Raw genomic sequence first — 23,494 nt, forward strand, 5'->3', positions numbered from 1 at the left:
TTAACTTGAAACAAATCAAACTTTAAACAAAATTAAAAAAATGGCAAAAGATATAAAATTTGATATTGAAGCACGTGACGGATTAAAACGTGGTGTTGATGCATTAGCAAATGCTGTAAAAGTAACTCTTGGACCAAAAGGTCGTAACGTAATTATCGGAAAATCATTTGGTGGACCAACGGTTACTAAAGATGGTGTTTCGGTTGCAAAAGAAATCGAATTAAAAGACCCATTAGAAAATATGGGCGCGCAAATGGTTAAAGAAGTAGCTTCTAAAACTAATGATTTAGCGGGTGACGGAACTACAACTGCTACAGTTTTAGCTCAGGCAATCGTAAAAGAAGGTCTTAAAAACGTTGCTGCAGGAGCAAATCCAATGGATTTGAAACGCGGTATCGACAAAGCCGTTGAAGCAATCGTTGCTGACCTTGCGAAACAAGCAAAAGTAGTTGGAAGTGATTCTGATAAAATCAAACAAATTGCTTCTATCTCTGCAAATAATGACGAAGTGATTGGAGAACTAATCGCTACTGCATTTGCAAAAGTAGGTAAAGAAGGTGTTATCACTGTTGAAGAAGCTAAAGGAACTGATACGTTTGTAGATGTTGTTGAAGGTATGCAGTTTGACAGAGGATATCTTTCTCCTTACTTCGTAACAAACCCTGAGAAAATGGAAGTTGAATTAGACTCTCCATACATCTTATTATACGACAAAAAAGTATCTTCTTTAAAAGAATTACTACCTGTTTTAGAGCCAGTTGCTCAATCTGGAAAACCATTATTGATCATCGCTGAAGATGTTGACGGAGAAGCTTTATCAACTCTTGTAGTGAATAAATTACGTGGAGCATTAAAAATCGCTGCTGTAAAAGCTCCTGGTTTTGGAGACAGAAGAAAAGCAATGTTAGAAGACATCGCAATCTTAACTGGTGGAACTGTAATTTCTGAAGAAAGAGGTTATACTCTAGAAAATACAACTATCGAAATGTTAGGAACGGCAAAAAGAGTTTCTATCGACAAAGACAACACAACTATTGTAAGTGGTGCTGGTGAAGCTGATATCATCAAAAACAGAGTAAACCAAATTAAAGGTCAGATGGAAGCTACGACATCTGATTATGATAAAGAAAAATTGCAAGAGCGTTTGGCTAAATTAGCTGGTGGTGTTGCTGTTCTTTATGTTGGTGCTGCTTCTGAAGTTGAAATGAAAGAGAAAAAAGATAGAGTTGATGATGCTTTACACGCAACACGTGCTGCTGTTGAAGAAGGAATCGTTGCAGGTGGTGGTGTTGCTTTATTAAGAGCAAAAGCTGCTTTGGCTGACCTTAAAGCGGATAATGCTGACGAAGCAACCGGAATTCAAATTGTATCTCGTGCTGTTGAATCTCCATTAAGAACTATTGTTGAAAATGCAGGTCTTGAAGGTTCTGTAGTAGTAGCAAAAGTGGGTGAAGGTTCTGGAGACTTTGGTTACAATGCTAAAACTGACGAATACGTAGACATGCTTAAAGCAGGTATTATCGATCCTAAAAAAGTAACTCGTGTAGCGTTAGAAAATGCTGCTTCGGTTTCAGGAATGATCTTAACTACTGAGTGCGCATTAATCGATATTAAAGAAGAAAACGCTGGCGGTATGCCAATGGGTGGCGGTATGCCGGGAATGATGTAATCGTTCTTTTCTTTAAAACTCAAAACGCCGGATTTCGATCTGGCGTTTTTTTTTATATTTTTTTTCCAAAATTCTCGCAGACAATTATTTTCCAGCCACAGATTAAAGGATTAAAAAGATTATAATCTGTGAGAATCTTTTTAATCCTTTAATCTGTGGTAAACCTTTTAATTTTAAAATTGTTTAACATTCTCTTTTTCATTAAAAATCCGGTTATTAATATCTTTACAGTTCTGTTTAAAATTTCAAAATGAGAAAATTTACCATTCACCTCTTACCTTTTATATTCTTACTTCTTACGATTCTTTCTAATGCGCAAAACCAAAAAGACGCTTATGTGGTTCTGGTTTCTATGGATGGATTTCGTTGGGATTATGCTAAACATTTCAAACTTCAAAATCTAGCTCAAATAGCAAAAGAAGGTGTCCATGCCAAATCAATGCGCCCTTCTTATCCCAGCAAAACTTTCCCCAACCATTACGCCATCGTTACCGGGCTCTACCCCGATCATCATGGAATCATTAATAATGTTTTTTACGATGCTGCATTAAACGAATCTTTCTCATTGTCTTCAAATGCCAAAAATGATTCCCGTTTCTATGGTGGAAATCCGATTTGGAACGTTGCTAAACAACAGGGAGTAAAAGCCGCTTCTTTTTTCTGGCCGGGATCAGATACGGATCAAAAAAGACCTGGTATTTATAAAGAGTACGACAACAAAATTCCTTACGAAACCCGCATTGATACTGTAATCAAATGGCTTCAGCTTCCTGAAAAACAACGTCCGCATTTTATCACACTTTATTTTGATGAGCCTGATCATACCGGCCATTCATTTGGTCCTCTTTCTCCTGAAAACGAAAAAGTAATCCGAAGAATGGATACTCTTATGGGGCGGTTATCTTCTAAACTGAATCAATTATCCATTGGAAAACAAATCAATTTAATTATCGTTTCAGATCATGGAATGGCAAACATTAGCGATGATAAAAAAGTAGCCGTTCTGGATTATATAAAACCCGAATGGCTTGGTTATAATGCTGTAATTAATCCAATCATGAGTCTTCAGGCAAAACCCGGCTTTCAGGATTCAATCGCAAATGCTTTAAAGAAAGTACCGCATATTAAATTCTGGAAATCCAAAGAAGTTCCTAAAAGATTACACTTCGGAACTAATCCGAGAGTTCATGATTTTGTTATTGAGGCCAAAAAAGGATATAGTTTAGTAAAAGAAAAATCGGTACATGTAAGCGGTGGTACACACGGATACGACAACAAAGAAAAAGACATGCAGGCTATTTTTTATGCTAAAGGCCCCGCTTTTAAAGTAAATAAAACGGTCGGATCGTTTCAGAATGTTTCGGTATACCCTTTAATTGCTCATATTCTCGGCTTGCAAATTGATGAAGTAGACGGAAAATTTTCCGAAGTTAGTAACATGCTTAAATAATTAGATAATGTGGCAATTAGATAATTTCTATGCGTAACGTACAGCAATTATCTAATTGCCACATTAAGCTACTAAGAAACAACTTTGTACGTTGGATCTTCAATTACATTTACGGCAATAACAGCTTCAGCATTTTTAAGTAAAACAATACAGTCTTTGCTTAGATGTTTCAGTTCAATTACTTTGTTTAACTGACTGTATTTTTTCGTCAAATTATTCAATGCTTCGATAGCCGACATATCTGCTATGCGGCTTTCTTTAAAATCAATAATCACATGATTGGGATCGTTTAAAGGATCGAATTTTTCTATAAAAGCAGCAGTAGAGCCAAAAAACAATGGTCCATAGATTTCGTAATGTTTTGTCCCTTTCTCATCAATATAATGTCTGGCACGAATTCTTTTGGCACTTTCCCAGGCAAAAACCAAGGCAGAAATAATCACTCCAATCAGAACCGCTAACGCCAGATTGTGTAGTAAAATAGTAACAACTGCCACCAAAACACCCACAAAAATATCATGCGCCGGCATTTTGTTAATAATCCTGAAACTCGCCCATTCAAAAGTCGTAATCGCAACCATCATCATGACGCCTACTAAAGCAGCCATTGGTAATTTACCGATTACAGGAGCTCCAAAAAGGATAATCAATAAAATCGTTAAAGAAGCGATTATTCCCGAAAGTCGTGCTCTCGAACCAGCAGAAAGATTAACCAGTGTTTGTGCAATCATTGGGCATCCCCCCATTCCAAAAAAGAAACCATTCAAAATGTTAGAACTCCCCTGAGCAATACATTCTCTGTTGCTATTCCCTCTTGTACCTGTTATTTCATCGACAAGATTCAATGTCAGTAAACCTTCTGTTAAGCCCACTGCCGCAACAATTACAGAATATGGAAATATGATTTTAATGGTTTCAAAAGACAACGGGATATTTGGAATATGAAAGGACGGAAATCCCCCCTTAACAGAGGCAATATCCTGAACGGTTTTTGTGTCAATATTAAAAATCAATACGACAGCAAATACGACAATGATTGCCACCAAAGAGGCCGGAACTGCTTTTGTAATCTTTGAAAAAAGTAATACAATTCCAATTGTAAGCGCCACTAAAGCCAGCATAATATACAATTGAGATCCTTGTAACCAAGTGGTTTGCCCATTCACCACAATTTTAAATTGCTCCAGCTGCGACATAAAAATAACCACGGCAAGTCCGTTTACAAAGCCATACATAACGGGCTGCGGCACCAATCTGATAAATTTTCCGAGTTTAAAAAGTCCGATACAAATCTGGACGATGCCTCCAAGCGCCACGGCTGCAAAAACATATTCGATACCGTGCGATTTCATTAAAGCAATTAAAACAATAACAGTGGCTCCCGCTCCACCCGAAATCATCCCGGGTCTGCCTCCAAAAACCGAGGTAACCAAACCCGCAATAAAAGCAGCATATAAACCAACCAAAGGTGGAAAACCAGCCAAAATTGCAAACGATAACGATTCTGGAATCATTGTCATCGCAACTGTTAATCCCGCTAAAATTTCGTTTTTATAATTGACCTTTTGAGTAAAGTCAAAAAGAGGAGTCCTTTTTTTCATAAGCACACAAATTTAAAAAATAATGTGCACATACTTAAATAAAGCTTTCCTATACTAAAACTTAATTTAAAAACTGTTTTACCAACAGTAAAAAACAAAAAACAATAAAATTTATCATATTCTAATTATTCTAATTTTACACAAGTATATCCTAAACAATTCACATAATCGATAATATTCTCAGGCTCTAAATCAATGCCTTCTATACGCAATATTTTATCACAATCTTCTAAGTCAAAATTGATTTTATAATCAGGAAACTGGCTTTGAATAACGGCAATGACATAATTTTTATCTGCCTCTTTTTGCACATTTGTTTTAAAAACTTCAACAACCATATCTTTCTACTTTAGTGATACATAAAATGATCAACGAATTACGGAATAAAGCTGAATTATAAACCTACTATAAAATGAATCATGAAAAATCCCCAATCTAAATAATTCGGGAGCTTCCTGATAACTACAAATAACTTAGACGTTCGTTCTTAATTTCTGTTACACGTACATCTAAATTTTATAAACTCTAGCACATAAAAAACGAATAGCTGAGACATAATGCACTCTTTTCAGGCGATTTCAGGTTTAAAATCCGACTGCCTTAACGTGTAGATTCTCTTGAGATTTGAGGTGCATAAATGTAAGCAAAAACTTTCTGAATTAGATTCTGCACCCGAAGAAAATATTCTTTTTTCATCAAAAAAATGAAAAAACAAAGCAGCTAAACGAGATTACGGTCAAATACCTGATACAGAAACTTATTTTATATTTATGCGATAAAAAACAAATGCTTTCTCTCGATAAAATTCCCTCAAATTCTCAAAAAAACAATCTGCTTTAAAAATAATTTTCTTACATAAAAAAATTATCTTCGCAAGGCCAAACAACTTTAACCTAAATTTTCGGAAAAATGCCTTTTTTTAGTTTTCTATTTAAAAAATCAAATTCAGGATGCCCAAGATGTCTTGGGAAAGGTTTTGTAGACTGGGAAGACATACGACGTTTAAACAAACAATTAAAATGGGCACCGGGTCCTTGTGCTTATTGTAACGCTTCAGGAAAAGCTACCCCAGAAATGCTTTCGAATGTGGCCGTAGATACGACTTACCTCACTATTGATTTACCAGAATCTGAAATAGAAAAAATAAAAAATGGTGACGAAGAAACTATAGAAAAAGGTAAACTGCAAGAACTTTTTGTAGAAAGCATTATTAAATATACCGAATACCATTACGTGAATAAAAATATGGATGCTCAAAGTATTGCAGATTTATACCTGAATACGGAAGATGAAAAAGCACCATTTTCGGTAGAAAAAGATAACCTGATACAATACATTCAAAAAATAATAGAATTAAAAAATTCTAAACCGGATTAATCTCAAACAAATACTACTTTAAATAAATTAGAGAAAACAAGTCGCAAAAAATGACTATAAAACAATAAAATTAAGGAAAAATACACTTTTAATCTCTAATCCTTTTGGGCAAAAAAACACAAAAACAGGTATAAATACGTATTGCCAAAACTTTCTTAAGTGGTAGTTTTGCACCAAATAATTTTTATTTTAAATTGTAGTTTTCCTAAGAGAAAATTATAAAATATTGTCATTTTTTTTGGAACAATTAAGCGAGCTTTTTAATCGATGCCAACGATTAAAAGTCTCGTTTTTTTTTAATCACAGTTTTCAATTGATGAGAAAAACACTCCTTACTTTCTGCCGAAAACATCTGCAAAGATTTCTTTCTTGATGATCATCTAACAAATTTTAAAAGCCTGTTATGATCAAAACAAAATCACTTTGTATCTTTGAGCCTTAAAAAAAAATATAGCCCCTAAATATCTCTATGACACGAGAACACTATATTCCCTTCAACAAGGAATTTCTATTGGAACAACAACTAACTGCCTTTGCCGAAGATTCCAAGAAAACGGATGATTTCAGAAAACTGTTTGATATTATTGAACACTATTTCCATTACGAAGCTTTTAATCTTAATCGAAATCTGAAGCAAAACTACGCTTTGTTTGATCCTGATTTGAGTCTGAACGAACGCGAAAATTTTATAGGTAAAAGTGATTTCAACGTTTTCAAAGAAACATTACTTACGGTATTAGAACAGGGGAATTATCGTGAAATAGATCAAGAAACACTGGATAAAGCCTTTGAGGATTCAGACTTAATCGGTTTGAAGCTTTCAATTGATTTCAACGCCTTTAAAGACTACGAATTATATGTTCGGGGACAACATAAGGCAAAAGAAAAGATTCGAAAATATTTTTTCTGGAAGAAAGAAATTGAAATTGAATATTACGATCGTGTCCTGATTTACCTTCATTACAGCGAAGCCGATTATATTAAAGAAAAAAAAGTAAAACTAGGAAAAATGCCTATCGAACCGGGTTCGGTTGCTTTAAAGATCTTTAAACGTGTTCCTAAAAATGATCTCGAAACTATATTCCCAAATGCTATTCCGAGAATGTCTACCAAAGATAAGTTGTTCTTTTGGGTTCCGGGAATTGGAGGCGGAATTTCACTTTTAAGTACAACCGTAATTCCTGCTTTGATTGGCATGTATGGCGCATATCAATCGGGAGAAGCTATCGACTTATTAAACAGCAAAGCCTCTTTAAATCAGGGTTTAATTGCGCTGGGTATTTTATCCCTTTATTTGTTTCGTCAGTACAGTAACTTTGTCAATAAAAGAATCAAATACTCTAAAATCCTTTCAGACAGCCTTTACTTTAAAAATCTCGGAAACAATAGCGGTGCTTTCTATTCACTGCTAAATTCCTCTGAAGAAGAAGTACTGAAAGAAACGATACTGGCTTATACCTTTTTATACAAAAATGAATATGCAATCTCAGCCGAAGAACTCGACAATCAAATTGAGTCCTGGTTTACGACAGCGCTCAATACAAATCTGGACTTTGATGTACAGGATGCTTTGTTGAAATTAAAAACTATGGCGTTAGCTGTTGAATCCAATGGTAAATGGAGTGTTATCCCTTTAGATGACGCATTGGTAACCGTTGACTCATTATGGGATAATGTTTTTGACTACAATCAGAAAGCAGAAGTTTCTGAATATAATTAATTACAGAATTTAATAATCAACAATACTATAAATGAAAAGAAAAGAGCAAGGAGAAGAAGTATACTAAAAATTAGTTTTACAATTTCAACTCGATTTTCTGACAAATCATTTTGAATCCATGTATGATTGTATAGCTGTAAACCGTCTGCCATTGTTTGACCATCATTTTCTTTTTCATGATTGATTACATAAATCTTTACAATCACCTCTTCTTTGTTTTCTATTTGATACATAACTATTTGTTTAATAAGTTATTTAATTATCGACAAAATTAGAAATGAAAAAAAAGACGGCACACCTAATAAAGCCATAAAACTATCATGATAAGACAAATACCTCCTTTTTTTGAGTATTAAATCTAAAATTTATCCTTTTTTCATTATTTTTTCTCGAAAACGAAGTACTTCTTTAGTGCCAGATTAAAAGCAGATCTGCAGCGTTTTTAATTCAAATTTCATATCTGCGTCTTCTTAAAAACTAAGATTATATATTTTTAAGAATAGTCGAAACTGATAAAACTAAATGTTTTTTTAGTAGATTTACGACACTAAACCCAAAACAATGAGAACATTAGAACAATGGTTTGATGAATACGCTGTAAGTCATCAGAACCCAAAGAATAAGGCAATACATTATATTTGTGTACCAGCAATCTACTTTTCGATAGTTGGACTGTTAATGAGTATTCCAAGTGATTTCATCTCCAATACCTTAAAACTGAACGCTCCTGTTCTGGAAAACTGGGCTGCTGTTGTTTTAATTTTTGTACTTCTTTTTTACCTTCGTCTGTCGGTAACGATGGCTTTGAAAATTGCTGTTTTTTCGACAATTTGTTTGGTTGTAAATTACTATATCGGACAAGTTTTGCCGTTATGGATCTTTTCTATTGGCGTATTTATAATTGCCTGGATCGGTCAATTCTACGGACATAATATTGAAGGAAAAAAGCCTTCTTTTTTGAAAGATTTACAATTTCTAATGATTGGTCCGGCCTGGGTTGTAGAGAATTTATTTTCTAAGAAGTAACTCACTTCCAATATGTTGAAAATGATAGCCTCAGGAATACTTGTCATTTAACTGGAAATACTAATTAACATACTTATAAAACATTAAAAAAATGGAAAACCAAAAAGCATCATCATTTGTCTTTTCGATTATTGCAATCATCTTAGGAGTAGTATTGTACAAACAATTTGACTTTGAAAAACTAACTTTCGAAAAACCGGCTTTAGCAGTACTTTATATCATCGTATTTTTATTCTCTATTTTTATTTTGATCAAAAACGCAAAAAAAGGGTCTGCAAAATAACGGAAGCAAAATCTCGTGCCTCAGATATTAGATCGTTTTCGAATGAATTATTAGAAAAAGGCCTGAGAATTGATATTCTCAGGCCTTTTTTCAAATACTCTCATATACTTTTTTAGAAATAATTTATTCTAAAATTAAATTGAAGACCATTAGCTGTAACAGAAAATGTGACAATAAAAGACAGTTTCATAAATTCGAATTTAGAAGTTATTAATCCTATAGTAATTTTATTGGTATATAGATATCGATAATATGGAGGTTTTCAGGATGCAATTTAGGATCATTTAAATGGCTTAGAAAGAAATTTCTATTATCGGGCTGATAGCCATTCTCTTCAAACCAAACTTCGTATATGTAATTCCAGGTTTTAAAGCATTCTGACATTGGTCCTTCTTTATGGAAAATGGCATATAACCCTCCACTAATTATGGTATTACCCACTATCCCCTCTCCTACTATTTTCTCAGGAACAGACAAACAAACATCAGCCTGAAGCATTCCTGATAAATTAGCATTACTTCTGTAAACGGTCAATGCTTTGGTTTCAGGAAAATTTACTAAATTTCTTGGAGTAGCCCAGCTAAAAAGCTTTTTAAACATCTCTTCAAATGTTTCACTATCATGACTGTGAATATTGAGATTTCTGATGTAAATAACATTAAATGCCTCAAGATTTTTAACTTCAAAATCAAGTTTCTTAATTTCACTCATTTCAATATTTTTTAAATTATTTAATTTGAGTGCAAGGTAGTTTTCGATTTCAGACTGCATTTTTCCAATATTGCTATCTATTATACGAATATTGCTATTTTTATACTGTACCCGCCATTCACTTGGTGTCATCTGTCTGACTTCACGAAAACTTCTTGAAAAAGAGGAAACATTCAAAAAACCGCAATCATTGGCTATTTCACTAATTGTCTTTGACGGATTATTCATCAGGAAAAACAGAGCCCTCTCTATCTTTGCATTTTTAATAAATTCATTGATTGTTTTTCCTGTAACAGACTTAAAAATTCTATGAAAATGAAACTTTGAAAAGCTGGAAAGAGCTGCCAATTTTTCTAAAGAAAGCTCTTCATGAAGATTTTCCTTAATGTAATCTATACTTTTATTGATTCTAAAATAATATTCTTTAATAGACTCTTCCTTTGTCATGCTTTTAAGCTATAGTATAAACGTTAAATATCATTTACAAATGCAAACTAATATTAATACAAAGTTATGGATGTATTAGACATTTTTTTATTCTTTTAAAGTCCTTTTCTGAAGCAAAATTATTAATACATTTATCCAACAATAAAGATTAAAAAATGGGTGACAGAATATTAAAAGACATACGCTTTTATGAAAGTGAAAAGCAAAATATTGAAGGACAAAGCATTCCTCGACAACTAGGTAAGCTCTTCGTACCAACAAAAGATACAAATTTTATAGGACAACGAATTGCCAGAAAATTAAACGAACTAAAATTCACTTATGGAGAATTTGATCATATATACATCAATTTAACAACCGTATTAAAGGAAAATGAAATTGTAGTTTCGAATAGAAACGTTGACAAAAGAATTAAATATTTGGATTTTGGAATTGACGTTGAAAAATTACAATCACTTTCTGATAGTGAAAAAAACGGCCTAATTAAATCAATAACATTCCAAGCGCTGAGAAAAATAAGTAATGACTTAAATTTGCCATTAGTAGATCAAACTGAGAAGCTTATTTCAGAATTGGATACCAAAATAAAAATTCATTTTAAAACAAAAGAAACCAAGTCCTTTAAAATTGATATTTATTATCAAATTGAAGTCGAAGAAATTGGAACAATGGCTGTAATTGAACACAAAGACAAGAAGAATAATTTCTACGGTTCAATGAACTATAAGCTTCAATTCTATGAGGATATTTATACCTTGATTGATACAATTAGTATTGCAAAGGGTTTGATAACTTTAAAACCCAAAAAATCTTTTACAGCAGACCTGAATAATAAAAGATATGAAACTCCAATACAATTAGAATTGAGCGATTTTACTCCTGTCATATGAACTTCATGGAATGTACAAAGCAAAACGTATAAAACAGTTTATAAAAGACATAAAAAAAACCTATTTCGTAACGAAATAGGTTTTTTACTTAAGTGACCCCGGAGGGGTTCGAACCCCCAACCCTCAGAGCCGAAATCTGATATTCTATCCAGTTGAACTACGAGGTCAATATTGTTTACTATTCCATTTTTTAAATTCCAAATTCCAGGAATAAGGTTGGGATTTGGAATTTAAATATTGGAATTTTTAAGATAATAGTTTCTTTACAATTGTAGAAATGGTTTTCCCTTCAGCTGTTCCGCCTAATTGTGCAGAAGCCAATCCCATTACTTTACCCATTGAAGCAATTCCAGCAGCTCCAGTTTCAGCAATGATTTTTGCTACTACTGCTTCTACTTCTTCTTCACTTAACTGAGCCGGTAAAAACTTCTCGATTACAGCTACCTGAGCTAATTCAGGCTCTGCTAAATCAGGACGATTTTGCTCTGTAAAAATTCTGGCGCTTTCTTTACGGGTTTTCACCAATCTCTGAAGCAATTTAATTTCATCGTCTTCTGTTAATTCTTCTTTAGAACCTGAAGCCGTTGCAGCCAATAACATTTCAGACTTAATAGCTCTTAATGCTTCTAAACTTACTGTATCTTTTGCTTTCATGGCGGTTTTAATCTCGTCCATGATTAGTGTTTGTAAACTCATTTTCTAATTTTATTTAAATAAGCCAAGGCTTATAGATTGATCTATTACATTTAAAATTATATTTTCTCCTTCGCTTAAACTGACCCATAAGATTCACTTTAAAAACCTGCTTATGAAGTCAAATTTCAAATTCTGTGCGAAGATAAAAAAAATAACCCGAAAATTAAATCCAATTTTCGGGTTATCCAATTATTATGATTTTAAAACTAGTCTACGTTGTCGTGCAAAAACGAATTGTTTGAACGCAATTGCAAATCGTTGTTACTGTCTGTTCCAACCGAAATTCTTGAGTTTGTGTTGTTTGCTTGTGAATTAGACAAATCAATACCTAATCTTTTGTAAGCAGGCTCTTTCTCCAATTCATCAATTCTGGACACATTATTATGGAATTTATAATTAAATTCTTTTAATTTTTTTCTTCTTTCTTCGGCTCTTAAACGTAAAGTCTCTTCAATTGTCAGTTCCATCGGAGACACATTTGCTGTTGTGGAGTAATCCGGTTCAACAGCGAAATCTGGTCTTGGTTTCATGGTGATATTTAATTCCGCAGGAATTACTTCTTCTACCACTTTTTCAACCGGTTTTGACGTCATTAAATCGTTTTCAACTTCCATGTATTCCTCTAAAGAATACTTGATAACTCCTTTGTCAGAAAGCTCGGTTACCGGTACAAATGAAACCGGGTCATTTACTTTAATATTACGAGTTTCGTTTGTTAATTCGAACAAAACTTTAGTTTCTTCAACAACCGGCTCTTTCCTAACTTCTGGCTCAGATCTGAAAATTGGCAAATCAAAGGAGAATGTCGTTTGTTCTTCTCTTTCGAATGTTCTTTGCTGCACTTGCTGAACTGGTTTTATATCCTGAAAAGCTTCGGCTTGCGGAGTTGTAATCGTAAAATCGATATCGGTTATCGGCGAAACAATTTCAAACGTAACATCCAGATTTTTGATAAACTCAGACATCACTACCAATTCTTCCTGATTCATTGTTGGAGTAGCTGCCACCGGAGCAACTTCAAATGGTGTAGCTGCAACTGGTACAACCGGAGCAGGAGTTACGGGAGCAACCGTGTCTTCATCGTCCATTAAATCAAAAACAATTTTTTCTTCTGATTTACTGGTTGGTGTATCAATTGTTAAATCAAAAGAAGTAACTGATTTATTGGTTAGATTATGAACACTTCTTTGCTCATCTTCCAAGGTATGAATGATTTTTTTAGGCTCTGTATTAACGATATCATTTTGCTGTTCAACGTCAAAACCTGTCGCAATAATAGTTACGGCAATAGCCTCACCAAGAGTCTCGTCTTCACCAACTCCCATGATAATATTAGCATTGTAACCTGCTTCAGCCTGAATATGATCGTTGATTTCTCCGATTTCATCTAAAGTAATTTCATTAGATCCAGAAACGATAAGCAACAATACGTTTTTGGCTCCTGTAATTTTATTATCGTTCAGCAACGGAGAGTCCAGTGCTGCAATAATAGCTTCCTTAGCTCTGTTCTCGCCTTCTGCAACGGAAGATCCCATGATCGCTGTTCCACTATTCGAAAGAACAGTTTTAGCGTCACGTAAATCGATATTTTGAGTATAGTGATGCGTAATTACTTCAGCAATACCTCTTGAGGCTGTTGCCAAAACTTCATCCGCTTTAGAGAATCCGGCTTTAAAACCAAGATTTCCGTATACTTCTCTTAATTTATTATTGTTGATTACGATTAAGGAATCGACCTGCTTACGCAATTTCTCAATTCCTAAAAGTGCCTGCTCCTGACGTACTTTCCCTTCAAACTGAAAAGGAATCGTCACAATACCAACGGTCAGGATCTCTCTTTCTTTAGCTAACTGTGCAATTACCGGAGCTGCACCTGTACCTGTTCCACCTCCCATACCAGCGGTAATAAATACCATCTTAGTACCACGGTCTAACATTTTTTCGATATCAGCGATACTTTCTATAGCAGATTGCTGTCCTACATCAGGATTTGCTCCTGCACCAAGACCTTCTGTTAAGTTCATCCCTAACTGAATCTTATTAGGAACCGAACTGTTCTGCAGTGCCTGTGAATCGGTATTACAGACGATAAAATCTACGCCTTTAATACCTTGTTTAAACATATGATTGATAGCGTTACTACCACCTCCACCTACACCTATTACTTTGATTACATTTGATTGGTTTTTTGGTAAATCAAATGAAATACTTCCAAATTCTGAGTTGCTCATCATCTTTTTGGTTTTTGAAATTCTTATTTAATACATTTTTTACTTCTTGACTTGGGGCCAATAAAGTAATCCTTTTCTTTTATTATCTTATTCAGCGTTGTCTAAAAAATCTTTGATTTTATCGACATATCGGTCAAAAAATGATCTTCTGATTTTTGTTTCTGTAGATTCTTCTTTAGAGACGCTGTTTCTAACTTCTCTGGTTTCTTCGATAGTTTCTACTCTTTCAACGTAGTTTTCTTCAACTTCGTATCGTTGTTGTACCGGCTGTTGTATCGGCGGCGGTACATTTCTGTATACCACTTTTGGCTGATCATTTACAATCTCCATTCTAACAGCACTTTGCGTACTATTTTCGATACTGTTCATTACTAAACCAACTGCGGTTGCAAATAACGGACTGGAAATTTCTTCACTTGAATTCCCTGCCAGGTGCTCGTTTGGATATCCAATTCTCGTATCCATTCCTGTAATGTACTCTACTAATTGCTTGATGTGTTTTAGTTGCGCACCTCCACCCGTAAGTACGATACCGGCAATTAATTTTTTACGCGGATCTTCGTGTCCATAGGCCTTAATTTCTGCAAAAACCTGCTCTACAATCTCCACCACACGGGCATGAATAATTTTAGATAAGTTTTTAAGCGAAATTTCTTTTGGCTCTCTTCCTCTTAATCCCGGAATAGAAACAATTTCATTGTCTTTATTTTCTCCCGGCCAGGCCGATCCGAATTTTATTTTTAAAAGCTCTGCTTGTTTTTCGATAATCGAACAGCCTTCTTTAATATCATCTGTAATTACATTTCCTCCAAAAGGAATCACTGCTGTGTGGCGGATAATACCGTCTTTAAAAATAGCTAAGTCAGTCGTACCACCACCAATATCAATTAACGCTACTCCGGCTTCTTTTTCTTCCTGACTTAAAACTGCATCAGCAGAAGCTAAAGGCTCTAAGGTTAATCCGGACAATTCGATTCCTGAACTCTGAATACATCTTCCCACGTTTCTGATTGAAGAAGCCTGCCCCACTACAACGTGAAAACTGGATTCTAATCTTCCGCCATACATTCCGATTGGCTCTTTAATCTCAGACTGCCCGTCGATTTTAAATTCTTGTGGCAAGACGTGAATAATTTCTTCTCCTGGTAACATCGCCAGTTTATTTACCTGATCGATCAAAAGCTGAATATCTTTTTCGCCAATTACTTCTTCCGGATTATTACGGCTGATGTAATCGGTATGCTGTATACTTCTGATGTGCTGTCCGGCGATACCTACTACCACATCTTTAATTTTATAACCTGAATTATTTTCTGCTTCAAGTATTGCTTGCTGAATTGATTGAATAGTTTGCGTAATGTTGTTTACAACTCCTCTCGCCACTCCCAAACTTTTGGATTTCCCAATCCCCAAAATTTCCAGTTTACCATACTCATTTTTCTTGCCTATCATGGCAACTATTTTGGTTGTTCCAATATCTAGACCTACTGCAATGTTATCTTTTTCCATTTTCTATTATTTTGTGCAAACTACTTGTTCCGTAAACCTAAGGTCAATTTTATTGTATTTGTATAACGAACTATCTAAAACCGCTTTTTGAAAAAAGGCTTTATAGTTATTAAATTTCTTATCAACATTCATCGTTCTGCCAAAATCGATGAAGTAATTATAATTTCTATTAAACATTTTTAAGCTACCATTAGGCATAATTTGTATTGCAATGATGTTTTTTTTCAAAAACGCATCGTCATAAATTGTGCGAAATAAAGCAGCTAAATCTTCGTTATTTTTTTTATTAATTGCCCCCGAAACAAGAGGAACTCTCGCAGTATAATTGTCCGACAAAGGCATTTTATTACCCTCATAGTCAATATAAAAAGATTGATCACCATCATAAACTCTTGCTATTGGTGTCTTCTGTTTTACTACTGCTTTTAGAACGCCGTCGATACTTACAAAAACATCTGACTCTTCAATCATGTCTTGCGCATTGAGGGTTTTCTCTATCTTATTCAAATCTAATTCATCTTTTCTAATACTGGAAGCGTCTCTTTTATTTTCTATCAACAATTTATTAACCGTTTCAGGCTTCACAAAAAGCGTATTTTCTCCTACAAAAACTACCATGGATTTTTTTAATTTTCGATCTCCATTTCGATGTTGAGCGAAGGAATATAAAAAAATAACCAGCCCTAAAATGAGTATCAAACGAATATTTGTCCAATTAAATATTTTCATTCAGCATTTTTTTAATTGAAGGAACCATCTCACCAAGATCACCAGCTCCTATTGTTACAATTATTGGCGCATCACTGGCTTTGATCTCCGCTAATAAATCCTCTTTTGCAACAATTTTTTTGTTCGAATTTGTCATTTTTCCTAACAGCCATTCCGATGTAATCCCTTCCATCGGTAATTCACGTGCCGGATAAATATCCATTAAAAACACTTCATCAAACTGAGACAGACTTTCGGCAAATCCATCAGCAAAATCTCTGGTTCTGCTGAACAAATGCGGCTGAAAAATAGCCAGTACTTTACGTCCCGGATACAATTCAGTAACCGCCTGATGTACTGCATTTATTTCTGTTGGATGATGTGCATAATCATCTATATAAACTAAGTTTTCAGATTTAATCTGATACGAAAAACGTCTTCTGATTCCGTTGAATGAAGCAATGGCCTTTGCAATGGAGTCGGTCGGGGTGCCGAACGTTTTGGCCATCGCAATAGCCATTAGTCCATTCATTAAATTGTGTTTTCCCGGCAATCCGAAACGCAGGTCTGTCATTACTTCTGATGGCGTCTGCACATCAAAAACATAACTTCCATTATCAATACGAACATTAAAAGCCTTATATACCGCCTCTTCGTTTATAGCGCACTGAACTCCTTCAAGAGGTAATTCTTTGGTTATAAACAGCTTATTTTTATCTTCTACTTTTGAAGCGAATTCCACAAACGAAGCTTCGATTGCATCACTGGTTCCGTAAATATCCAAATGATCTGCATCCATTGAAGTAATACAGGCAATATTAGGATGCAAGTGCAAAAACGAACGGTCAAATTCATCTGCTTCCACTACAGTAACTGTTTTTCCTTCTCCAATTAAATTCGAATTGTAATTCTCTACAATACCCCCCACAAAGGCAGTTACATCTGCTCCGCTTTCATACAAAATATGTCCCAAAATACTTGAGGTTGTGGTTTTTCCATGTGTTCCTGCCACAGCAAAACAAAACGTATCTTTAGTGATAATCCCTAAAACTTCAGCACGTTTTTTAACCACATAATCTCTTTCTGTAAAATAATTCCATTCAGAATGTGTTTTGGGTACAGCCGGTGTAATAATCACCAGTGTATTCTCGATATAATATTCCTTTGGAATTAAACCAATATTATCTTCAAAATGAATATCAATACCGCTTTCAATCAACTCGCTTGTCAGCATAGATGGTGTCTTATCGTAACCGGAAACCTGTTTCCCTATATTTTTAAAATAGCGGGCCAGGGCACTCATTCCGATGCCTCCAATACCAATAAAATAAACGTTTTGTATTTGATTTAAATTCATTTCTTTTTTTGCTTTTTTTTTGCTTTAAGCAATAGGCTTTAGGCTTTAAGCACTCAACCTTTGTGTTTATTATTTATTCTCTTTTGTATTTTAAGCTTTAGGGCAAGCTTAAAGCTTACTGCCTATAGCCTACAGCTAAATCAGCTTCACAATCTCAGCTACAATATCCTGTGTTGCTTTTGGTTTTGCCAGTTTTTTAATATTTGCACTTAATTGTTTTTGCTTTCCTTCATCTTTAAGCAAGGCTTCAAAAACAATACTAAATTCATTATCCAATTCTGATTCCTTCAACAAAATAGCTCCTTTTGCATCTACAATTGCTTGCGCATTTTTTGTCTGATGATCTTCAGCAACATTCGGCGACGGAATAAATATAACCGGTTTCCCTACAATACACAATTCGGAAACCGATGAGGCTCCGGCACGTGAAATGATTACATCAGCAGCAGCGTATACAAAATCCATTCTTTCAATAAAATCAACCACCTTAACATTTTGCTGATTGTATTTTTTATATTCTTCAAAATACAACTTCCCGCATTGCCAAATTATCTGAACGTCCTGCGAAAGAAAATTTTGCAATTCTTTTTCGATTAACTGATTGATTCTTCTCGCTCCTAAACTCCCTCCTAAAACCAACAATGTTTTTTTATTCGGATCTAGTCCATAAAAAGCAATCGCCTCTTCATGCTTACTGTCAATATCAATCAAATCCTGACGAACCGGGTTTCCGGTTAAAACAATTTTCTCTTCTGGAAAAAAACGCTCCAGATGATCATAAGCTACACAAATTGCATTGGCTTTTTTGCTTAGCAATTTATTCGTAATTCCCGGAAACGAATTCTGTTCCTGAATGACTGTTGGAATTCCGGCCGAGCCTGCTGCCTTTAATAAAGGTCCACTGGCAAAACCTCCGGTACCAATTACAACGTTTGGCTTAAATTGTTTTATGATTCGTCGTGACTCCAGCAAACTTTTTGCCAATTTTAACGGAAACATTAAATTTTGCAACGTAAGTTTTCTTTGCAAACCTGCAATCCAAAGTCCTTTGATTTCATAACCTGCCTGCGGCACTTTCTGCATTTCCATTTTATCTTTGGCACCTACAAAAAGAAATTCAGCGTCAGGGAATTGTAATTTTAATTCATTCGCAATAGCAATTGCAGGATAGATATGTCCTCCTGTACCACCACCACTTAATATGAATTTATATTTTGTCATGTTTTTTTTTAGTTATGAGTTGTGAGTTATGAATTCTCTCAATACTTCTCAACCTATTTCTCAATTCTCTTTCTTCTATTATCTTGCTTCTATTCTCTCCGCTCTATACTTATTTATTTAAAACTGCATTCATCGGATTTCTGGAATTGTCTTCAATGGAATACATTCCCTCTTCTTCGTATATCTTTTCATCAGCAGGCAGATCTTCTTCTGCTAATTCTTTATCAATTAATCTTTGAAGAGCTTCTCTTCTTCTTTCTTTTTCTTCCTGTTCTTCGGCAATTTCTTCTTCTTTTTTTGTCACACTAATGATAATTCCGAGAGAGAAACAGGTCATCCAAATCGAACTACCTCCACTACTAATCAACGGAAGTGTTTGCCCTGTTACCGGAAGCAACTCCACTGCAACAGCCATATTGATCATTGCCTGAAAGATCATCGGAAACCCGAGTCCGACGACGACGAGCTTTCCAAATAATGTATTGGCCTTATGTGAGGCGATCACAAATCGGAACAATAACAATAAGTACAAAATCAATATTGCTACCCCACCTACTAAACCGTATTCTTCTACAATAATCGCATAGATAAAATCGGAAGAAGACTGTGGCAAAAAGTTTTTCTGAACGCTTTTCCCCGGACCTACTCCTCCTAATCTCCCTGATGCGATTGCAATTTTTGCTTTCTCAATCTGATAATCATCTTCATCCGGTTTATCGGTGGTAAAGTTTTCGATACGACTTCCCCAAGTACTAACCCTGCTAAAGAATCTGGAATCCGGGAATGCTTTTGCAACCAAAAGGAAGAACGCAAACATTGCAATTCCGGAACCAATGATAAAACCAATATATTTTAATGGATACCTGCCAATAAATGTCAGCATAATTACCATTGCAAAAATCAACGCGGTGGTTGAGAAGTTCGCCGGTAAAATAAGTGCCAGTGTTATAAAAACCGGCAGCCAAAGCTGTATCAGCGATACCTGAAAAGGTTCATTTTCTTCTTTCGTTTTCGACAGATAACGCGCCACAAATATGAACAATATACTGGCCGCCAAGGTCGACGTTTGAAACGTAATTCCGATAAAAGGAACCTGAATCCAACGGCTCGCATTTGCACCTGCAATAACAGTTCCTTTCAACAAGGTATAAAGCAGCAAAAACCACACAATAGGCAGTGCAATTTTCGAAATCGCCCTGAAATAATGATACGGCACGCGATGTACCCAGTAAATGATTAGGAAACCAATACAAACGTGAGCCAAATGCTTTACTAAATAACCTAATGTATTTCCAGTTCCATGACCTATATAGGCCAGATTACTACTCGCACTAAAAACAGGCATAAACGAAAACAATGCCAATAAAGCCACGAATGACCATATTACCCTGTCTCCTTTTAATTTGTTCACCAGCTCTTTCATAATCTTTTATTTCAGGTTTCTCTCGTTTCAGGTTTCAAGCTTCAGAATTCAAACTTGAAACCTGAAACTTGAAACATTTTTTTTTACAAATTGTGCACCGCTTGCTTAAACTGCCTTCCTCTGTCTTCGTAGCTTTCGAATAAATCGAAACTTGCGCAGGCCGGAGACAATAAAACAGCATCACCTTTTTCTGTTAAACGCTGTGCTGTTTTTACAGCATCGTTCATATTATTTACTTCAACCATGATGTCAACCACATTTCCGAAGGCGCTGATAATTTTATGATTATCAATTCCAAGGCAAATAATAGCTTTTACTTTTTCGCGAACTAATGACATCAGTTCGTTGTAATCGTTTCCTTTATCTACTCCACCAACAATCCAGACTGTTGGAACGTTCATACTGTCTAAAGCAAAGAAAGTCGCATTAACATTTGTTGCTTTTGAATCATTGATATATTGTACATTCTGAATTTTAAGTACTTTTTCTAAACGGTGTTCAACACCCTGAAAATTAGATAAACTTTCGCGAATTGTTGCATTTCTAATTTGCATCAATTTCGCAACAGAGCTTGCTGCCATTGCGTTTTTCATGTTATGTTTTCCTTCTAACGCAATGTGTTCTGTGTCCATTGTAAACTCTTCTTGGTTGATCTTTATTTCCATTTTGTTGTTATTTATAGAAGCTCCTTCATCGAATGATTTCGTCAATGAGAAAGGAATTAATTTTGCTTTTGTTTTGTTGTTTTTTAACCATTCTACACTTGCTTCATCATCTGCATCGTAAATGAGATAATCACTTTCGGTCTGGTTCATCGTTATTCGAAATTTCGAATTGATATAATTTTCATATTTATATTCATATCTATCGAGGTGATCGGGACTGATATTGGTTATGATCGCAATATCGGGTCTATAATCTATTATTCCGTCTAACTGAAAACTGCTTAATTCAAGAACGTATGCATCGTATTTATTCTCGGCTACCTGCCAGGCAAAACTCTTTCCTATATTCCCTCCCAAACCTACATTCAAACCTGCTGATTTTAATAAATAATGGGTCAGCATAGTGGTAGTCGTTTTTCCATTACTGCCTGTGATTCCAATAGTCAATGCTTCTGTAAAAGGTTTTGCAAATTCTATTTCCGAAATCACTTTTACTCCCGCTGCTACCAACTTCTTTACAATTGGTGACTTTTCAGGAATCCCCGGACTCTTCATAACCACATCAGCATTTAAGATCAGATCTTCGGTATGCTGTTCTTCTTCCCAGGGAATTTTATTAATGATAAGAACTTCTTTGTAACTCTCTTTTATCTTTCCAAAATCTGATACAAAAACATCATATCCTTTTTTCTTTCCGAGAATAGCAGTACCTACACCGCTTTCTCCTCCGCCTAAAACCACTAACCTCATACTTTATAAAATTAAAAATTGAGAATTAAAAATTAAAAATCTGCTATACTCAAGACCTCTAATTATTTGCATTTTTCCCTTTTAAGGTTAATATAATTTTCGCTAATATTTTACATATTTCCTCTGCTTCCTTATGAATGCTTTCGAATTCAACTGCAGAAATATAATCCGTTGCTTTCAAGAGTTTCAACCAATAAATTGTTTCTCTTGCTTCTTTATATGAGATTTCCAGTTTAAACAGAAACTCCTTATCAGAACGTCCCCCGATTGATTCTTCGATGTTGGCTCCTATAGAAGTCCCACATCTTAGAATCTGCTTACTCAAAACAAACTCTTTCTTTTCGGCCGTCAGATATTTATATAAATTGATAATTCTAACCGCGAAAAGAAAGGATTTATCCTGAATAATATTTTCTTTCATTTCTAAGAACTTTTAATTTTTAATTCTCAATTTTTAATTCAAAACTATCTTAGTTTTAAAGTAACGATTGACAATATGGCTAACATTACAGCAACAATCCAGAAACGGGTCACAATCTTACTTTCATGATATCCCTTTTTCTGATAATGATGATGCAGAGGGGACATCAGGAAAATTCTTCGTCCCTCTCCGAAACGTTTTTTCGTATATTTAAAATAAGTGACCTGAATAATTACGGAAGCACTTTCGGCAAGGAAAATTCCGCAGAATAGAACAATTAATATCTCTTTACGAACGGCAATGGCTAAAACCGCTATAATTCCACCAATGGTCAAACTTCCTGTATCTCCCATAAATACAGATGCCGGAAATGAATTGTACCAAAGAAATCCAATCAAAGCTCCCACAAATGCGGATATAAACACGGTCATTTCTCCCGAATTGGGGATGTACATTATATTGAGATAGTTGGAGAAAATAATATTCCCGGAAACGAATGTAAATATACCGAGTGCGAGTACCGAAACCGCCGAAGTCCCAGCCGCGAGTCCATCAATACCATCCGTTAAATTAGCTCCGTTTGAAACTGCTGTGATAATAAAAATAACCACCGGAATAAAAACCAGCCAGGCCCATTTTTCATATCCTTCACCTGTCCAGGCTAAAATTTCAGCATAATCAAATTCATTATTTTTCACAAAAGGAATTGTCGTTGCAGTAGATTTTTCTTCTACCGGTGCCGGCAAAACTATCGTTGAATTGTTCGTAGCTGTTTTAAAAACATCAGTTCTTCCTGTATCGGTTCGAACAGTTACCGCAGGATTAAAATACAAAACAGATCCTACAATGATTCCAAGACCAACCTGTCCGATCACTTTAAAAATTCCTTTAAGTCCTTGTTTGTCCTTTTTGAATATTTTGATATAATCGTCCACAAAACCAATACTCCCCATCCAAAGCGTCGTTACTATAAGCAATACGATATAGATATTATGCAAACGAGCGAATAACAAAACCGGTACCAGCGTTGCAAAAATGATAATCAGTCCTCCCATTGTTGGAGTTCCTGCTTTTTCATTTTGACCTGCAAGACCTAACTCACGAACGGTTTCACCAACTTGCTGATTGCGTAAAAAGTTTATAATTCTTTTTCCGTAAATCGTTGACAAAAGCAACGAAAGCATAAATGCCAAAGCCGATCTGAAAGTGATGTACTGAAAAACTCCCGTTCCCGGTACATCTAATGTTTTGTCTAAATATTCAAATAAATAGTATAGCATATATCTTTGTTTATTTGGTTAATCGTTGATTTGTTTATTCGTTTATTCTTGATTTAATA

General features: G+C 34.9%; 21 protein-coding genes and 1 tRNA gene. 7 read left to right on the forward strand and 15 right to left on the reverse strand.

Features of this window, described 5'->3' with window-relative positions; genetic code table 11:
- Positions 1-40 precede the first annotated feature (40 nt).
- Both groL and C245_RS0112820 read left to right on the forward strand, forming a co-directional pair.
- The gene (groL, locus tag C245_RS0112815; protein WP_017497000.1) at positions 41-1,669 is read left to right on the forward strand and encodes a chaperonin GroEL; all 1,629 of its coding nucleotides are present in this window, start codon (positions 41-43) and stop codon (positions 1,667-1,669) included.
- Positions 1,670-1,919: 250 nt separating this feature from the next.
- Positions 1,920-3,119, forward strand: coding sequence for an ectonucleotide pyrophosphatase/phosphodiesterase (locus C245_RS0112820; RefSeq protein ID WP_017497001.1), 1,200 nt, complete (start codon positions 1,920-1,922; stop codon positions 3,117-3,119).
- Positions 3,120-3,190: 71 nt separating this feature from the next.
- Here C245_RS0112820 and C245_RS0112825 read toward each other — a convergent pair whose 3' ends face one another.
- Both C245_RS0112825 and C245_RS0112830 read right to left on the reverse strand, forming a co-directional pair.
- Positions 3,191-4,720: a SulP family inorganic anion transporter gene (locus C245_RS0112825; RefSeq protein ID WP_017497002.1), complete on the reverse strand. Its 1,530-nt coding sequence runs from the start codon at positions 4,718-4,720 to the stop codon at positions 3,191-3,193.
- Between the two features lie 125 nt (positions 4,721-4,845).
- Complete coding sequence (locus C245_RS0112830; protein WP_017497003.1) at positions 4,846-5,058, reverse strand: hypothetical protein; 213 nt, start codon at positions 5,056-5,058, stop codon at positions 4,846-4,848.
- A 571-nt stretch (positions 5,059-5,629) separates the two neighbouring features.
- Here C245_RS0112830 and C245_RS0112835 point away from each other — a divergent pair.
- Entirely contained in the window at positions 5,630-6,097 is a 468-nt protein-coding gene (locus tag C245_RS0112835) for a hypothetical protein (protein WP_017497004.1), read from the forward strand.
- A gap of 469 nt (positions 6,098-6,566) precedes the next feature.
- Positions 6,567-7,817, forward strand: coding sequence for a TMEM143 family protein (locus tag C245_RS0112840; RefSeq protein ID WP_017497005.1), 1,251 nt, complete (start codon positions 6,567-6,569; stop codon positions 7,815-7,817).
- On the opposite strand, the gene C245_RS0112845 is transcribed toward C245_RS0112840, so the two are convergent.
- Positions 7,814-8,050, reverse strand: a complete 237-nt coding sequence (locus C245_RS0112845; protein ID WP_017497006.1) for a hypothetical protein — start codon at positions 8,048-8,050, stop codon at positions 7,814-7,816. The genes C245_RS0112840 and C245_RS0112845 overlap by 4 nt on opposite strands.
- A 328-nt stretch (positions 8,051-8,378) precedes the next feature.
- Here C245_RS0112845 and C245_RS0112850 point away from each other — a divergent pair, with 328 nt between their 5' ends.
- Complete coding sequence (locus C245_RS0112850; protein ID WP_017497007.1) at positions 8,379-8,843, forward strand: DUF962 domain-containing protein; 465 nt, start codon at positions 8,379-8,381, stop codon at positions 8,841-8,843.
- A 91-nt stretch (positions 8,844-8,934) separates the two neighbouring features.
- Positions 8,935-9,126 (forward strand): hypothetical protein, encoded by a 192-nt coding sequence (locus C245_RS0112855; RefSeq protein ID WP_017497008.1) that lies wholly within the window; start codon positions 8,935-8,937, stop codon positions 9,124-9,126.
- Between the two features lie 216 nt (positions 9,127-9,342).
- Here C245_RS0112855 and C245_RS0112860 read toward each other — a convergent pair whose 3' ends face one another.
- Entirely contained in the window at positions 9,343-10,284 is a 942-nt protein-coding gene (locus tag C245_RS0112860; RefSeq protein WP_017497009.1) for a GyrI-like domain-containing protein, read from the reverse strand.
- A gap of 155 nt (positions 10,285-10,439) precedes the next feature.
- Between C245_RS0112860 and C245_RS0112865 the strand changes: the two genes are divergently transcribed.
- Positions 10,440-11,174: a hypothetical protein gene (locus C245_RS0112865; protein ID WP_017497010.1), complete on the forward strand. Its 735-nt coding sequence runs from the start codon at positions 10,440-10,442 to the stop codon at positions 11,172-11,174.
- Between the two features lie 93 nt (positions 11,175-11,267).
- Here C245_RS0112865 and C245_RS0112870 read toward each other — a convergent pair.
- From C245_RS0112870 to mraY, 11 genes are all read right to left on the reverse strand, one after another.
- A tRNA-Arg gene (locus C245_RS0112870) sits at positions 11,268-11,341 on the reverse strand.
- A 79-nt stretch (positions 11,342-11,420) separates the two neighbouring features.
- Positions 11,421-11,870: a GatB/YqeY domain-containing protein gene (locus C245_RS0112875; protein WP_026110046.1), complete on the reverse strand. Its 450-nt coding sequence runs from the start codon at positions 11,868-11,870 to the stop codon at positions 11,421-11,423.
- Positions 11,871-12,076: 206 nt separating this feature from the next.
- Positions 12,077-14,104: a cell division protein FtsZ gene (gene ftsZ / locus C245_RS0112880; protein ID WP_026110047.1), complete on the reverse strand. Its 2,028-nt coding sequence runs from the start codon at positions 14,102-14,104 to the stop codon at positions 12,077-12,079.
- 84 nt (positions 14,105-14,188) lie between these two features.
- Positions 14,189-15,610, reverse strand: a complete 1,422-nt coding sequence (ftsA, locus tag C245_RS0112885) for a cell division protein FtsA (protein WP_017497013.1) — start codon at positions 15,608-15,610, stop codon at positions 14,189-14,191.
- A gap of 6 nt (positions 15,611-15,616) precedes the next feature.
- A complete protein-coding gene (locus C245_RS0112890) occupies positions 15,617-16,339 on the reverse strand; it encodes a cell division protein FtsQ/DivIB (protein WP_017497014.1) in 723 nt (240 codons plus the stop codon).
- A complete protein-coding gene (gene murC / locus C245_RS0112895) occupies positions 16,326-17,675 on the reverse strand; it encodes a UDP-N-acetylmuramate--L-alanine ligase (RefSeq protein ID WP_017497015.1) in 1,350 nt (449 codons plus the stop codon). The genes C245_RS0112890 and murC overlap by 14 nt, the downstream gene beginning before the upstream one ends.
- Positions 17,676-17,810: 135 nt before the next feature.
- Positions 17,811-18,896 carry an undecaprenyldiphospho-muramoylpentapeptide beta-N-acetylglucosaminyltransferase gene (murG, locus tag C245_RS0112900; protein ID WP_017497016.1) on the reverse strand — a complete coding sequence of 362 codons (1,086 nt, stop codon included), beginning with the start codon at positions 18,894-18,896 and terminating at the stop codon, positions 17,811-17,813.
- Between the two features lie 109 nt (positions 18,897-19,005).
- The gene (locus C245_RS0112905; protein WP_017497017.1) at positions 19,006-20,319 is read right to left on the reverse strand and encodes an FtsW/RodA/SpoVE family cell cycle protein; all 1,314 of its coding nucleotides are present in this window, start codon (positions 20,317-20,319) and stop codon (positions 19,006-19,008) included.
- 83 nt (positions 20,320-20,402) lie between these two features.
- Complete coding sequence (gene murD / locus C245_RS0112910; protein WP_017497018.1) at positions 20,403-21,734, reverse strand: UDP-N-acetylmuramoyl-L-alanine--D-glutamate ligase; 1,332 nt, start codon at positions 21,732-21,734, stop codon at positions 20,403-20,405.
- Between the two features lie 58 nt (positions 21,735-21,792).
- Entirely contained in the window at positions 21,793-22,155 is a 363-nt protein-coding gene (locus C245_RS0112915) for a four helix bundle protein (protein ID WP_017497019.1), read from the reverse strand.
- Between the two features lie 44 nt (positions 22,156-22,199).
- Entirely contained in the window at positions 22,200-23,435 is a 1,236-nt protein-coding gene (mraY, locus tag C245_RS0112920) for a phospho-N-acetylmuramoyl-pentapeptide-transferase (RefSeq protein ID WP_017497020.1), read from the reverse strand.
- Positions 23,436-23,494: the final 59 nt, after the last annotated feature.

Source organism: Flavobacterium sp. WG21 (genome assembly GCF_000335775.1).
In the GTDB taxonomy this organism is placed as follows: Bacteria; Bacteroidota; Bacteroidia; order Flavobacteriales; family Flavobacteriaceae; genus Flavobacterium; species Flavobacterium tructae.